The organism is Bordetella genomosp. 8, assembly GCF_002119685.1.
Classification (GTDB): Bacteria; Pseudomonadota; Gammaproteobacteria; order Burkholderiales; family Burkholderiaceae_B; genus Bordetella_C.
Genome location: NZ_CP021108.1, coordinates 1,285,794 through 1,298,026 on the forward strand (window position 1 = coordinate 1,285,794; position 12,233 = coordinate 1,298,026).

Annotated in this window: 12 protein-coding genes; 6 read left to right on the forward strand and 6 right to left on the reverse strand. The window is 65.3% G+C overall.

Annotation, left to right across the window (positions count from 1 at the left end; genetic code table 11):
- Window positions 1-9: 9 nt before the first annotated feature.
- On the reverse strand, window positions 10-1,359 hold the full coding sequence (locus CAL12_RS05845) for an MFS transporter (protein ID WP_086067697.1): 1,350 nt from the start codon (window positions 1,357-1,359) through the stop codon (window positions 10-12).
- 269 nt (window positions 1,360-1,628) lie between these two features.
- On the opposite strand from CAL12_RS05845, the gene CAL12_RS05850 reads away from it, so the two are divergent.
- Window positions 1,629-2,390: a YdcF family protein gene (locus tag CAL12_RS05850; protein ID WP_086063633.1), complete on the forward strand. Its 762-nt coding sequence runs from the start codon at window positions 1,629-1,631 to the stop codon at window positions 2,388-2,390.
- A 1-nt stretch (window position 2,391) separates the two neighbouring features.
- Here CAL12_RS05850 and CAL12_RS05855 read toward each other — a convergent pair whose 3' ends face one another.
- Entirely contained in the window at window positions 2,392-3,327 is a 936-nt protein-coding gene (locus CAL12_RS05855; RefSeq protein WP_086063634.1) for a LysR family transcriptional regulator, read from the reverse strand.
- Between the two features lie 232 nt (window positions 3,328-3,559).
- Between CAL12_RS05855 and CAL12_RS05860 the strand changes: the two genes are divergently transcribed.
- Genes CAL12_RS05860 through CAL12_RS05880 form a run of 5 tightly spaced genes read left to right on the forward strand, consistent with a single transcriptional unit; the run spans window position 3,560 to window position 7,482 of the window.
- Entirely contained in the window at window positions 3,560-3,979 is a 420-nt protein-coding gene (locus tag CAL12_RS05860) for a RidA family protein (RefSeq protein WP_157792898.1), read from the forward strand.
- A 41-nt stretch (window positions 3,980-4,020) separates the two neighbouring features.
- Entirely contained in the window at window positions 4,021-5,082 is a 1,062-nt protein-coding gene (locus CAL12_RS05865; RefSeq protein WP_086063636.1) for an ABC transporter substrate-binding protein, read from the forward strand.
- Window positions 5,079-5,861 (forward strand): ABC transporter ATP-binding protein, encoded by a 783-nt coding sequence (locus tag CAL12_RS05870; RefSeq protein ID WP_086063637.1) that lies wholly within the window; start codon window positions 5,079-5,081, stop codon window positions 5,859-5,861. Before CAL12_RS05865 ends, CAL12_RS05870 begins: the two co-directional genes overlap by 4 nt.
- Complete coding sequence (locus tag CAL12_RS05875; protein WP_086063638.1) at window positions 5,858-6,634, forward strand: ABC transporter permease; 777 nt, start codon at window positions 5,858-5,860, stop codon at window positions 6,632-6,634. The genes CAL12_RS05870 and CAL12_RS05875 overlap by 4 nt, the downstream gene beginning before the upstream one ends.
- Window positions 6,631-7,482 (forward strand): ABC transporter permease, encoded by an 852-nt coding sequence (locus CAL12_RS05880; RefSeq protein ID WP_086063639.1) that lies wholly within the window; start codon window positions 6,631-6,633, stop codon window positions 7,480-7,482. The genes CAL12_RS05875 and CAL12_RS05880 overlap by 4 nt, the downstream gene beginning before the upstream one ends.
- Window positions 7,483-7,556: 74 nt before the next feature.
- On the opposite strand, the gene CAL12_RS05885 is transcribed toward CAL12_RS05880, so the two are convergent.
- Genes CAL12_RS05885 through CAL12_RS05900 form a run of 4 tightly spaced genes read right to left on the reverse strand, consistent with a single transcriptional unit; the run spans window position 7,557 to window position 12,213 of the window.
- Entirely contained in the window at window positions 7,557-8,321 is a 765-nt protein-coding gene (locus CAL12_RS05885; protein WP_198298384.1) for an IclR family transcriptional regulator, read from the reverse strand.
- A gap of 51 nt (window positions 8,322-8,372) precedes the next feature.
- The gene (locus CAL12_RS05890) at window positions 8,373-9,362 is read right to left on the reverse strand and encodes an amidohydrolase family protein (RefSeq protein ID WP_086063641.1); all 990 of its coding nucleotides are present in this window, start codon (window positions 9,360-9,362) and stop codon (window positions 8,373-8,375) included.
- Window positions 9,363-9,384: 22 nt separating this feature from the next.
- On the reverse strand, window positions 9,385-10,920 hold the full coding sequence (locus CAL12_RS05895; RefSeq protein ID WP_086063642.1) for an LVIVD repeat-containing protein: 1,536 nt from the start codon (window positions 10,918-10,920) through the stop codon (window positions 9,385-9,387).
- Between the two features lie 27 nt (window positions 10,921-10,947).
- On the reverse strand, window positions 10,948-12,213 hold the full coding sequence (locus CAL12_RS05900) for an MFS transporter (RefSeq protein WP_086063643.1): 1,266 nt from the start codon (window positions 12,211-12,213) through the stop codon (window positions 10,948-10,950).
- Window positions 12,214-12,233 lie beyond the last annotated feature (20 nt).

The following is a 12,233-nucleotide window of genomic DNA, read 5'->3' on the forward strand; positions in this document are numbered from 1 at the left end:
GGCCGTCGATCATGCGACCTTGCGCGACCGTCCCCGCGAAATCCCGGCGCCGGCTTCCGGTGCCAGCGCGGCATAGCCCGGCGTTGACGCCAGCACCACCGCGCCGATCGCGATGAAGGACCAGGCAAAGTCCCAATGTTCCGGATGGTCGCGGCCGGCGATCAGCATGGACAGCTGCATGACGCCCGCCGCCACCGCGACGCCGGCGGCGCGCGGCAGATGCTGGGCCGTGCCGGAAAACGACGTCGCGGCGGAAAGCTTCGCCGGCGGGATATCCGCGTACGTCAATGCATTCATGCAGGCGAAGTTCAGCGAACGCGCCAGGCCGCCGCACAGCAGCAACACGAAAATGGCGCTCTCCGGCCAACTGGACGTCAGCGTCGCGCAAACCAGCAGCGTTGCGGTGAAGGCATAGCATCCGCCCAGCAGGATGTTGCGCACCCGAAAGCGCTGCAGGAAAAACTGCGCCATGGGGCGCATGCAGAAAGCGCCTACGGCGCTGGCCAGCGTCAGCATGCCGCTGCGCGACGCCGACAGGCCGAAGCCCAGCTGCAGCGTCAGCGGCACCATGAAGGGCAGGGCGCCGGCGCCCGCGCGGAACAGGCTGCCGGCCGCCGTGGCTGCCCTGAAGGTGGGAATGGTCAGCAGCGAAAAATCGATCGCCGGATTCGGCGCGCGCCTGCAATGCCACACCGTCAGGCAGAAGAACAGCAGGCCGACGGCAATCGCCAGCCAGGGCAGCTGCGGCGCCACGATGCCGCGTCCGACGGTCTCCACGCCTATCATGAAGACGCTGATGGCGATGCCCATCAAGGTCATTCCCGGTATGTCCAGCCTGGGCGGACGCTCGGTTTCCGAAGGCGGAATCAGGCGCCAGACCAGGGCCAGGCCGAGTACGCCGATCGGCAGGTTGATCCAGAAGATGCTGCGCCAGGAAAACGTATCGGTCAGGAAACCGCCCAGGGGCGGACCGATCACCGGTCCGACCATCGCCGGCATGGACAGCCAGGTGGTCGCGGACAGCAGATCTTCCCGGCGCACGCCGCGCAGCAGCACCAGCCTGCCGACCGGCACCATCATCGCGCCGCTGGCGCCCTGCACGATGCGGGCGATGACCAGGCCGCCCAGGCCATTGGACAGCGCGCAGCAACAGGATGCCGCGGTGAACAGGAAGATCGCGCACATGAAAATCCGCTTGGCGCCGAAGCGGTCCGCCACCCAGCCGCTGACCGGGATGAAAACGGTCATTGCCACCAGATAGGATGTGATCGCCGCGCTCAGGTGCACCGGATTGACGTTCATATCGCGGGCCATCGCCGGGAGCGCCGTCGCGATGGCGGTGCTGTCGATGTTCTGCATGAATAGCGTCGTGGCGACCACCACGGCGATGACGCGGAAATTGCTGTGCGGGTTCACAGATCGTTGCTGCAAGTTGACGGGGGCGGCGGGCAGCCAGGATTCTCGCCATAGCCCCGTGCCTTGTCAAAATGCTGAGCAGTGATTGCAAGCGGTTCATGGTTCTGTCAGCATGCGTTCCCACTGCATGATGAATCTGTCCCGCGCGGGCGGCACTCTGGCGCCTTGGCTGCCCACGCCCCGGGTCCACCTTTACGTCACGCTGAACGCAAATGACGCTTATCGTCTTCGTCGGGATCGTCGCGATCGCCACCTTGTTCCTATGCCTGGGCTGGCGTCGCGCGGGCCAGGCTGGCTACGGCATCGCGGCCGTCCTGTTCCTGGCGGTCGGCTGCGGGCCCGTGCCAGCCTGGCTGCTCGGGCAACTGCAATCCGCCTACGCAACGCGGCCCATGGTGCAGTGGGCGGAGCGCAACGCCATCGTCCTGCTGGGCGCCGGCACCGCGCTTATACCCGGCTCGCCAGGTGTCGAGCCCGGTTTTTTCGCCTACCCGCGCCTGGTCGAGGCCGCCATGCTGTATCGCGGCTGCCGCGCGACGCAGGCGGACTGCAAGATCATCGTGAGCGGCGGCGATCCCCAGTACCACGGCATGCCGGAAGCCTCGGTTTACCGGGCCGCGCTGGTGGACGTCGGCATTCCGGCTTCGGACATCCTGGCCGAAGCCGAAAGCAGGAACACCTGGCAGAACGCGCAGTTCACCAGTGCCATGCTGGCCGATTACCGGGCCAACCGCGTGGTGCTGGTTTCATCGGCCCTGCATCTGCGGCGCAGCCTGATGTACTTCGCGCATTTCGGCATCGCGCCGGTGCCGGTACGGGCCGACTACCCGCAGGCCGTCAGGTCGTGGCTGCCGCTGTCCTTCAATTTCACCCTGGCGGACTTCGCACTGCATGAATTCATCGGCATCGCGCGCTACCACTTCTACAACGGGATGGGATGGAATGTCGCAAGGACCCAGCCCGGCCAGGCGTGAATCAGCTCGCCGCCGTCAACTCCAGCTTGTCCCAATACAGGTCATGGCGAAAGCGTTCGGCGAAGTAGTCGACGCATGCGCGTATCTTGGGCGATACGAAAGGCCCGGCCACGTAGTGCAGCCACACGTGGGAACCGAAGGTGCCCAGGGCCTCGTAGTCGCTTAGCAGTACCCGCAGCCTGCCCTCCATGACATCGGCGCCGATGGCGAAGGTCGGCATCAAACCCACTCCCATGCCCGCGAGCGTGGCGCGGTAGACGGCCTCGCTGTCGTTGACCAGGTAGCGGCCGCGGACGGATATGGCGAACTCGGCCGTGCCGGCGCGGAAGCGCCATACCTCGCCCGATGTTACCGACGATCGGTAGAACACGCAGTTGTGCGCCTCCAGGTCGGCGGGCGTGCGCGGCACGCCGTGGCGCGCCAGATATTCGTCGGTCGCGCAGACCACCCAGCGTACGTCGGCAAGCTTGCGGGCCACCAGGTTCGCGCCGGGTATCACGTCCGCGCCGATGGCCAGGTCGAAGCGTTCCTTGACGAAATCCGCCAGGCGATCGCTCATCGTCAGTTCGATGGATAGATGGGGGTGCAGATGCAGGAATTCCGGAATGGCCGGTGCGACGTACAGGCGGCCGAACGCCGATGCCGCGCCGATGCGCAGCAGGCCGCGGGCCTCCGCCGCGAAATGGCCGGCCACGAGTTCGCCGGCTTCCGCTTCCCTGGACATGCGGGCGCAGTGGGCGAAAACGGCTTCGCCCACTTCGGTCAGGCTCAGGCGCCGGGTGGTGCGATTCAGCAGGCGTACGCCCAGCGACTGCTCCAGGCGCGAGACGTGCTTGCTGACCGCGGACGCGGACATCTGCAAATGCTGCGCGGCGGCCGAAAAACTCTCGTATTCGACGACCTTGGCGAACACGATCATGTCGATGGGGTTGTGCATACAGGCTTATACGCGATGGCGATCGGCGAAGGGGGGCGAGCGGCGTTCAGCTCCACCAAAGGTTACGAATGGCGCTCCGATTCGTCAATGAATGGAAAAAGACAAATTCCTGCTGGACGGCTTATCGCAGCCGCCACGCGACCCTAGAATTTCCACACGCCATCCATGCCGCCGTGCGCGGCGACCCGCGCCGCACTGGATCAGTGCCTGGCGCACCAATACGGAGATTTTCATGCGCGCCAATGTGTTTCCGGACGGCCTGTCCAAGCGCATCGTCGGGGGAAGAACGCTTTATTCGCCGGTGGTTTCGGTGGATATCGGCGGCTACAAGCTGGTTTTCGTCTCGGGCCTGCTGGCGCGCAACGCCGACGGCGACATCGTCGGGGCTGGCGATATGGCAGCGCAGATACACCAGGTCGGCGCCAACCTGAAGAGTGCCTTGTCGTCGGTGGGCGCGACCTTGGACGACCTGGTGCGCACGGCGACCTACACCACGAAGATCGACGAGTTCTTCCGCCATGTCGACGCCCGCCACGAGTACCTGGGGACCAGCCTGCCCACCAGTACCACCGTCGAGGTGACGCGCCTGTCCCATCCTGATTTCATGGTTGAGATAGAAGCGATGGCGGTCCTGGCACCGTCCGCGGCATAAGCGCCACGGACAAAAAAACACGATACAAGGGAAAAACGACGATGAGCGGAAACAACAGTGGAATCATGCGGTCCCGGCGCGCCCTGTTGCGCGCTGGCGCGACGGCCGTCGCGGGCGCGACGCTGGGCTTGCCGGCCTGGGTGGCCGCCCAGGCCGCGCCGGTGAAGATTCGCTACGCCACGGGCGGCGGCATCGGTCCCAATGAAATGGAGACCGTGATCTTCCTGGACTGGATGCAGAAGAACGTGCTGCGGCAGTACGGCAAGGCCTACGTGGTCGACATGACCTATACGCGCGGCACGCCCGAGGCCGCCACCCTGCTGGCGGCGGGCCAGGCCAACATGGCCACGCTGTCGTTTTCCGTTTTCGCGACGCTGATGCTGAAAGGCGCGGTGCCGAACGGTTTGTCCATCGTGGCGGACAACTACCAGGACGCCAAGCCGGGCTATGCCGCGAATACGTTCTTCGTGCTCGACGGTTCGCCAATACACAAAGTGGAAGACCTGCGCGGCAAGCGCATCGGTGTGAACGCATATGGTTCCGCGGTGGACCTCGGGCTGCGCGTGCGCTTGAAGAAGAGCGGCCTGGATGCCCGCAAGGACGTGGAAATCGTCGAGGTCGCCTTTCCCAACATCGGCGCGGCGTTGCGTGAAAAGCGCGTCGACTGCGGCGTGCTGGTGATTCCTTTCATGGTCAATGAAACCGCCAAGGGTGGCCTGCGGGCGTTGTTCAACGGCGGCGATGCCTTTGGCTCCTATGCGCCGATCTTCCAGGTGGCGACGCGCGACTTCATCAAGTCCAACCGCGCCGCGGTTTCCGCCTTCCTGGCCGATTATGTGCGCGGGCTGCAGTGGTTCTACGATCCGGCCAACCGCAAGCAGGCGATCGCGCTGACGGCGGCATTCACCAAGTCGCCGCCCGAACTGCTGGATTCGTATTTCATGACCAGCAAGGACTACTATCGCGACCGCAATGCCTGCGTCAATGCCGACCTGATCCAGCGTCCGGTGGACGCGATGGTGGAACAAGGCCTGATACCCAAGCCCTTGAAGATCGCCGACTACCTGGACCCCAGCCTGCTGCCGGGAACCTGCGGGTCATGAGCTTCATTGCGGTCAGGAATCTTTCCAAGCGCTACGGCTCGCGCCATGGCGACGTCATGGCGCTGCGCGATGTGAACCTGTCGATACGCGAAGGCGAGTTCGTTTCCATCGTTGGCCCGTCGGGTTGCGGCAAGAGCACGCTGCTGTACCTGATCGGCGGTTTCCTGCAAGCCGGGGAGGGCACCATCGAGGCGGCCGGCAAGCGCGTGACCGGCCCCGGCGTGGACCGCGGCGTGGTGTTCCAGGAGTACGCGCTGTTCCCCTGGTTGACCGTGGCGGGCAACATCGAATACGGGCTGAAAGAGGCCGGCAAGCCGCCGTCGGAGCGCGAGCGCATCGTACGGCATTACGTCAACCTGATCGGGCTTGCCGGCTTTGAAAACCGCTATCCCAAGGAGCTTTCCGGCGGCATGAAGCAGCGCGTGGCCATCGCCCGCACGCTGGCCTGCGGGCCGCGCATACTCCTGCTCGACGAACCCCTCGGCGCCCTGGATGCGCAAACCCGCGAAGGCCTGCAGGACGAGCTGCTGCGCCTCTGGCAGGCCACCTCGACCACCGTCATCATGATCACCCATGACGTCAGCGAGGCGGTATACCTGTCCAGCCGCATCATGGTGATGAGCCGCCGCCCCGGCACGCTGGTGGAAGAGTTCGGTGTCGATCTGGATCATTCCCAGGGCCGTGAGGCGCTGATGCTGTCCGACGCCTTCAATGCCTTGCGCAACAAGGTTTGGCTGTCGGTGCGCCGACAGGCAGTGGCGGAAGCGGAGCCCGCATGACCGCGGCCGCGCTGCATCTGCGCCGCGCCCTGCCGCTGCTGGGCCTGCTGCTGCTCTGGGAAGGCGTCGTTGTCGCGGGCCTGGTAAACCCGTCCTTCCTGCCGCCCGCGCATCAGGTGGTGGCCGCCTTCTGCCAATTGGTGAGCGAAGGCGAGATCTGGCGCGACCTGTCGATATCCGCGTATCGGGCATTGGGCGGATTGGTGCTGGGCTCCGCGGCCGGCGTGGTGCTGGGATTGCTGATGGCGACTTCGCGCCGCGCGAACGGCTTTTTCGGACCGCTGGTCGCCGCGACCTATTCCCTGCCCAAGGCGGCCCTGGTCCCGCTATTCGTGCTGTGGTTCGGCGTGGGTGACATGACCAATATGCTGACCGTGTTCCTGTCCAGCCTGCTGCCGGTGGTGGTCAACACCTATCATGGCGTCAAGGCCGTTCCACCGACCCTGGTGTGGAGCGCTCGCGCCTTCGGGACGCCCTTCCACCGGATCCTGGCGCGGGTACTGCTGCCGGCCAGCGCGCCGCATATCCTGACCGGCGTGCGCATCGCGCTGGGCTTTTCCTGGGTGCTGACGCTGTCGGCCGAGATGATCGCCGCCAAGTCGGGTATCGGCAAGCTGGTGTTCCAGTATGGCGAGAATGGATCCTATGCCTACATGTTCGCCGGGATACTGGCCATCGTGATCCTGGCGTATGCCATGGACAGGCTGATGGTGTTGCTGACCGGGCGCCTGTTGCGGTGGCATGAATCCTCGCATGCTCGGGAGGCCGCATGATGGCCGGCTCGAAGCGTTCCGCGATGGCCGAGGGCGTCGACGCCGGCGCCTCCGCGCGCCTGTTCCGCCGCGCATGTGGGGTGCTGCGCCGCCTGTGCCGGGGGCTGCTCGGGCTCTATCCTTTCGCGCTGGTCATCGCGGCCTGGTTCGCGATGACGGAGTGGGGAGGGGCGCGTCCCATGTTCCTGCCATCGCCCATGGCGGTGGTGCGCCAGTTCCTGGCCTTGCTGTCCTCCCAGGATGTCGTGCAGCCGGTGCTGCTGAGCCTGTATCGCGCCTTCCTGGGACTGCTGCTGGCGGTTGCCGCCGGCATCGCCCTGGGGGTGGGCATGGCGCGCATCCGCTGGGTCCGGCATGTGCTGGACCCATTGGTGGCGGTGGCCTTTCCGGCGCCGAAGATAGCGTTCATGCCTATCTTCATCCTTTGGTTCGGCATAGACAGCCTGTCCAAGGTGCTGCTGGTGGCGTTCACCTGCATCTTTCCCATGATCATCGCCGCGTACGAAGGCGCGATTTCCGTGCCGCCGGTCATGCTGTGGTCGGCCCAGGCCATGGGCACCACGCCGCGCCGTGTGCTGTGGCGCATCGTCCTGCCCGCGGCCGTGCCTGCGATCTTCAGCGGGATACGCGTTACCGTGCCGGTAGCCCTGATCACGGCCTATACGGCGGAAATGGTAGCCGGCGGTGGCGGACTGGGCGCGGTGTTGATGTATGCGCAGCGTTTCTTCGAAACGCCCACGGTGTTCGTCTGCATCGTATTGATGCTGCTGTCCGGGGTCGTGCTGGACAGGTTGCTGGTGGCGCTGCGAGGGCGATTCATCCCCTGGCAGGACGAACACGATGGCTGAGTCGCCGCCGGACGGCCGCATGCGCGGGCGTCGTTCCCGGCCGACACGCCGGCCCGATGCCCCGGCTCGATGTTCTAGCGGATAAGCGCGGCTTCGATCGCGGCGACGCATTCCAGGACGTGCCTGTCCACCATGCGCTGGCGCATCTCCGTCATACGGCTGCTGATGGACGCGACGAAAACCGCCGCGCTGGGGACGCCGCCGCGGTTGCGCACCACCCGGCCCAGCGCCACGATGTCCAGCGCGGCGCTGCCCTCGTCCAGCGCGTAGCCGCGGCGGCGGGTCTGCATGATCCGATCGCGCAAGACAGCTTCCGTCAGGCAGTAGCGGCCCAGTTGCGGGGCGATGGCCCCGATGGCGACGTCGGCATCGTTATCGTTCATCGCGGCCAGGATCGCCAGGCCGGCGGCGCCTATGCCCAAGGGGTGCCTGTCACCCACGTTGCGGGCCAGGGTCTGGATCTCGAAGTTGCCGGCAATCCGCCGCAGGCAGACGATTTCGAGTCCGCTGCGTCCGCTCAGGAAAGCCATGTCGCCAGTCGTGCGGGCCAGTTGCCGCAAGGCGGGCTCGGCGGCTTCTTCCACATTGGTTTCCGGCAGGGCGCCCAGGCCCAGTTCGTGCAGCAGCGGTCCCAGCCGGTAGCCGCGCCGGCCCGGATCGCGCGCCAGCATGCGTTCCTGCACCAGCCGTTGCAGCAGCCGATGCGCCGTGGACTTGTCCAGCGAGGCCATTTCGGCGATATCGATCAGGCGCAGGTTGTGCGATTTGCTCGATGCGACCAGCCGGATCAACTGGATGGCCCGGCCTACCGTTTGCGACGTCGATGTGGCGACTGCCACGATACACCTCCCGCTTCGATGCGGCGCACACGCCATGCCGGATGCGACGTGTCACGCTTCGCGCAGCAGCTTCAACGCCGTACCGCAGCACACGCACTGGCGCTCCAAGGGCGTCATGCGAGGCACCGCGTCCAGGGTGGCCGTGGGATGGTCATCGGCCATGTCGAAGGGCGCATCGGTGCCGATGCAGACATGATCGGCGCCGACCAGATCGATAAGATAACGCAGCGCCTGCGGATCGAACACCAGGCTGTCGAAGTAAATGCGCTTCAACAAATCCTTGGGTGACGATCTGCTGGCGCCGTGCGTTTCGGCGCGCACCGCGTGGCCGTGCACCAGCCGGCCTATCTGGTAGGGCGCGAAGCCGCCGCCATGGGCCAGCACGATGCGCAGGTCCGGCAGTTCGTCCAGGCGGCCCGAGAACATCAGGTTGGCCAGCATGACGGTGGTGTCCAGCGGATTGCCGATCAGGTTCGTCAGGTAGTAGTTTTCCAGGCCGTTCTTGGCGCCGACGTAGTACGGGTGTGCGAATACGAACACGCCCAGTTCGGAAGCGCGTCGCAACAAGGGCCGGAAGCGCTCCTCGGCAAGCTGGGCGCCTTCGATGGAGGTGCCGATCTCCACCGCCTTGAAACCGTATTCCCGCACGACCCGCTCGAGTTCGGCCACCGCGGCATCGGGATGCTGCATCGGTACGGTGGCCATGGCGCGCAGCCGGTCGGGCTTGCGCGCCACCATATCGGCGACGCCGTCATTGACCAGGCTGGCGACGTGCAGCGCCAGATCGGCGTCCGCCCAGTAATAGAACATCGGCGGCGCGGGCGAGATCACGGAGATATCGATGCCCTTGCGGTCCATCGCCGCGAGCTTGGCCTCGACGACGCGGAATTCATCGAACAGGGGGTAGACGTAGCCCTGGTCATGGACCATCTTGCGGGCAGCGCCTTCCCCCACGATCCGCGCCTGGAAGCGCGCGGGGTCGGCCGCGATCGCCGCGACGATGCGATCGGGAATGACGTGGCTGTGGATATCGATCTGCATGGTTGCGGCGTTCCTCGTTGCGCTAGCCTTCCCAGCCCACGTTCACGTGCGGCACCGACCATTGTTCGACAGCCATGGGCTTGAGCACCGGCTCGCCCAGGAAGGGCGCCGACAGCAGGTACAGGCCGGCGTGCGTGGACAGCCAGATCAATTTGCGATCCCATTCGATGAAGACCGCTTCCGACGTGCCGCGGCGCCAGCTCATGTAGTCGTGGATATCGCCGTCGCGCGCCGGCACGAAGTAGGCGACCTCCTTGGGCGCGGTCGGGTCGGAGATGTCGAAAAGACGCAGGCCGGCATTCAGGTAGGACAGCGCCACGATGTCCGGGCGCGCCTGGCCCGGCGCGATCCAGTGCTGCATGACGCGCGAACTGAACCGGCCGCGCGCCATCGCGAAATCCTTGTACGGTGCGTCCGGATGCGGCATGGGGCGCGGGAAGAGGCCGATGATGCGCGGATCGGCGGGGTCCTTCACGTCGACGACATAGCTGGTATGGAAGGGCTCGCGGCAGTCGGACTCCAGCGACTCCGGGATGGCGATCACCAGGTTCTGCAATCGCGGATAGCGCTTCGGATCGGCGGTGACGGGCACGACGTGGTGATAGGGAATGCCGCCGATGGCCTCCAATGGATGCGTGACCTTGCCGTACACCTTGGGATTGCGGATATCGGAGAGATCATGGACGTACATGCCGAAATGTCCCCAGCCGCCGTAGCCCACGGTGCCGCCATCCTCGACCCGGACGGGGACGATGCAGGGCGTGCGATTGCAGGTCCAGGAACTCTGGTCGCCGGCGAAGGGGTAGGTGGCGCGATAGTAGTCTTCCTCGTCCAGCCGCTGGCCCGGCGCCCACCAGCGCGACACCTCCTTGACCTTGGCGGGGTCGGACATATCGACGATCATCAGCCCGTTGCTGTACACGCGCTCCGTGCTTTCCATGCGCAGCTGATCGTCCCAGCCGCAGGCCAGGTAGGCGTATTTGCCGCCATCGTAGAAGGGCAGGTGCACGCCATGGCCGCTGCTGCCCGTTTCGAACTCGTTCAACAGCACCGTCTTTTCGGGATTGGTGACGTCATACGTCTTGATGCCCCGAAAGCCCGCGTGGCTTTTTGCCTTGTTGGCATATTCCTCGTGGTATTTGCCGCGTGGGTATTGCATCGTGCCCGGCGTCAGCGGCATCTGGTGCGCGACGACGCGTATCCATTTTCCGAGCTTTTCGTTGTAGACGCAGCTTTGGAAGGTCGACAGCTTGTCTTCCGGAATGACCGTCGCTTTCCGGGGATCCGTGATGTCGACCCAGCCGCCTTCGAAGGCGATCAGGCGGCGCTGGCCCTTGGCCCACATGCAGGAATGCTCGTCGCCGAAGATCGTCAGCTTGATCGACGGAAAGAAGTCGATGACCTCCATGTTGGAAAGGTACTGGTTCCGGTCAAGATGGTTCAGGGCGCCCGCGGGCAGCCGCAAGGGTACGGTTCCCCCGCCCGGCATGACGCCCTCGATACGTTCGGCATGGGACCGGCCGCCTGAAGCAAGCGCCTGATCGTCGATTTTCGCCATTGCGGATCTCCTGTGGGTAAGTGGTGCCTATGCCTTGAGCCGATGTGCCGGTCCGCCTGCCGCGCCGAGCTCGACGCCGGTGGACGGGCGCGCCGCCTTGCGGCGCATCGTGGTGGCGATCATCACCAGGATCATGGAAAGGATCGCGAAACCCGATGTCTGGATGATGCCGGCCGCCGTCCAGCCGAAAATTTCCTTCAGTTCGGCGAGCAGATAGCCGGCGAAGGCGGCGGGGATGTAGTAGCTGGCGATGAACATGCCCGAACCCTGGGCCGTCTTGGCCGGGCTCATGGATTCGATGATGATGGCGGACAGGTTGGAATAGAGCAGGCTCAGCACCGAAACGCCGAATACGCCGGCGGCCAGGGCATGCAGGAAGACCGAGCGATCCAGTTCGGTGAAGGCGATGCCCCCGGACAGGGCGCCCAGCGGCAACGCCAGGAAGAGCACCTTGTGATAGCCCAGCCGGTCACCCAGCCAGCCGCTGAGCGGCGCGAGAAAGCCGCCGATGCCGATGGCGCTCATGACGTAGGCCGCCTGCGCCGGCGTGTAGCCCAGTGCGTTGCGAAGATAGGTGGGATACAGGCCGGAGAAGCCATACACCGCGATGCCGGCGCAGATCGCGGCAAGCCCCAGCGTGACCGTGGTCGGGTTCCAGATGGTTTCGTTGGTGCCGTAGGGGGCGCGGTTGTTCGCGGTATTGGCCGGCGACTCGTTTTCGCGGCTCTCGCTGAACCAAGGCTTGACCCACATCCAGACCATCACCATCGCGACGGCGCCTATCATGCCGAAGACGACGAACGGCTGCTTCCAGTCGTATGCGTTCATCAGCGCGGCGGTGCTGGTCGGGCCCAGGAAGGCGCCGATGCCGTAGCCGAACGACACCGATCCGGTGACCAGCGCGCGGTGCCTGTAGAAATAGCTGGCGCCGATGGCGATGATGGCCGTCGCCTGCATGGCTTCGCCCAATCCGGAAATGAAGCGGTAGGCGAGCAGGTCCGCCAGTCCGTGCGCGTAGGCCGTCATCAGCGTGGCCACGGAGAAGATCAGCAGGCCCAGGATCACGACGGACCTGCGCGAGCGTACGCCCAGCAGATAACCGGTCGGTATCGCGGCCAACCCCATGCCAAGCGTGAACAGGGTGGATGCCAGGCCCACCTGCGGCAGCGACAGATTCATCGCGTTGCGCACTTCGATGGCCAGGACGGAGAACAGGGTGCGGTCGACGGCGTTCAGCACGTAGGACAGCAGCAGGATCAGGAACATCGCTATCGCGGCATGGCGTTTTTGCATGATATTTCTCCCTTGGGGGC

What these genes read in the sequence shown, in the direction of transcription:
- CAL12_RS05855 (WP_086063634.1), bottom strand. Translation starts at nt 3,327, where the DNA reads ATGCACAACCCCATCGACATGATCGTGTTCGCCAAGGTCGTCGAATAC.
- CAL12_RS05890 (WP_086063641.1), bottom strand. Translation starts at nt 9,362, where the DNA reads ATGCAGATCGATATCCACAGCCACGTCATTCCCGATCGCATCGTCGCG.
- CAL12_RS05875 (WP_086063638.1), top strand. Translation starts at nt 5,858, where the DNA reads ATGACCGCGGCCGCGCTGCATCTGCGCCGCGCCCTGCCGCTGCTGGGC.
- CAL12_RS05870 (WP_086063637.1), top strand. Translation starts at nt 5,079, where the DNA reads ATGAGCTTCATTGCGGTCAGGAATCTTTCCAAGCGCTACGGCTCGCGC.
- CAL12_RS05850 (WP_086063633.1), top strand. Translation starts at nt 1,629, where the DNA reads ATGACGCTTATCGTCTTCGTCGGGATCGTCGCGATCGCCACCTTGTTC.
- CAL12_RS05860 (WP_157792898.1), top strand. Translation starts at nt 3,560, where the DNA reads ATGCGCGCCAATGTGTTTCCGGACGGCCTGTCCAAGCGCATCGTCGGG.
- CAL12_RS05895 (WP_086063642.1), bottom strand. Translation starts at nt 10,920, where the DNA reads ATGGCGAAAATCGACGATCAGGCGCTTGCTTCAGGCGGCCGGTCCCAT.
- CAL12_RS05900 (WP_086063643.1), bottom strand. Translation starts at nt 12,213, where the DNA reads ATGCAAAAACGCCATGCCGCGATAGCGATGTTCCTGATCCTGCTGCTG.
- CAL12_RS05845 (WP_086067697.1), bottom strand. Translation starts at nt 1,359, where the DNA reads ATGCAGAACATCGACAGCACCGCCATCGCGACGGCGCTCCCGGCGATG.
- CAL12_RS05880 (WP_086063639.1), top strand. Translation starts at nt 6,631, where the DNA reads ATGATGGCCGGCTCGAAGCGTTCCGCGATGGCCGAGGGCGTCGACGCC.
- CAL12_RS05865 (WP_086063636.1), top strand. Translation starts at nt 4,021, where the DNA reads ATGAGCGGAAACAACAGTGGAATCATGCGGTCCCGGCGCGCCCTGTTG.